The sequence below is a fragment of the Streptomyces sp. CNQ329 genome, from assembly GCF_000482585.1.
The window spans coordinates 1-1,050 of sequence record NZ_AXVU01000154.1; the positions used below are offsets into that span (position 1 = coordinate 1).

Sequence of the window (1,050 nt, forward strand, 5' to 3'; positions counted from 1 at the left end):
CCCCCCGGCCGCTGCGCTACTTCGTGACGATGTCCGCGGCGCTGAGCGCCGAGGACCCCGCACGTATCAGGCTCTATCTGGCCCGCCACCGGGGCGACCTGGTCGCCGCCGCCATCCTGGTCCGCGTAGGCACGCACGCGGTGTACGCCTACGGCGCCTCCTCCACAGTCAAGCGCGAGGTGCGCGGCTCCAACGCCTGCCAGTGGGCGATGATCCGAGACTCGCTGGCCGCCGGCTGCGATGTCTACGACCTGCGCGGCATCACCCCCACCCTGGATGCCGGGGACCCGCACGTCGGGCTGATCCAGTTCAAGGCGGGCACCGGCGGTCAGGCCGTGCGGTACGTCGGCGAGTGGGATCTGCCGCTGCGGCCGGTGATCTACCGGGCATTCGACCTCTATCTGAGGCGGCGCGAGTCCGCGAGGCGGCGCGGGCGGAAGTGAGACGACGGCCCGGCGCGGCGGACGGCCCGGCGCGCCCCGCCCGCCCCGCCCGGCTACGTGAGCGCGGCGGCGACCTCGTCGAGGCGGGCGCCGCGGGAAGCCTTGACCAGGACCACGTCGCCCGCCACGAGGTTGCCGCGCAGCCAGTCGACGGCGGCGGTGTTGTCGGCCAGCGCCACGGCCCGCTCTCCGAAGCCTTCGGCGAGGGGCCGTGCGGCCTCGCCGACCGCAAGTACCAGGTCGGCCCGGGAGGCGGCGTACGCGCCGACGGCGCGGTGTTCGGCTTCGCTCTCCTCACCCAGCTCCAGCATCTCGCCGAGGACGGCGATGCGGCGCCGGGCCCCGATCGCCGCCAGCGCGTCCAGGGCGGCGCGGGTGGAGTCGGGGTTGGCGTTGTACGAGTCGTCGAGCAGGGTCGCGCCACCGGCGAGGGCACGCAGCTCCAGGCGCCACTTCGACAGCGATGCGGTGGCCAGCGCCGACGCGGCGGCTTCCAGGGGAAGCCCGGCCGCCAGCCCCGCCGCGGCGGCGGCGGACGCGTTCAGCGCCTGGTGGGCGCCGACGAGCGGCAGCGTGACGCGAGCGGAGGCGTCGGCGGTCGCCAGGG

At 75.6% G+C, this 1,050-nt stretch carries 2 protein-coding genes; one reads left to right on the plus strand and one right to left on the minus strand.

All coding sequences use genetic code 11. The annotated features are described in order from the left end of the window. Positions 1 to 443, plus strand: a 443-nt coding sequence (locus tag I003_RS0129500) for a peptidoglycan bridge formation glycyltransferase FemA/FemB family protein (RefSeq protein WP_027774715.1), incomplete at its 5' end; no start/stop codon positions are given. A 53-nt stretch (positions 444 to 496) separates the two neighbouring features. On the opposite strand, the gene I003_RS0129505 is transcribed toward I003_RS0129500, so the two are convergent. Next, positions 497 to 1,050, minus strand: a 554-nt coding sequence (locus I003_RS0129505; RefSeq protein WP_027774716.1) for a glutamate ligase domain-containing protein, incomplete at its 5' end; no start/stop codon positions are given.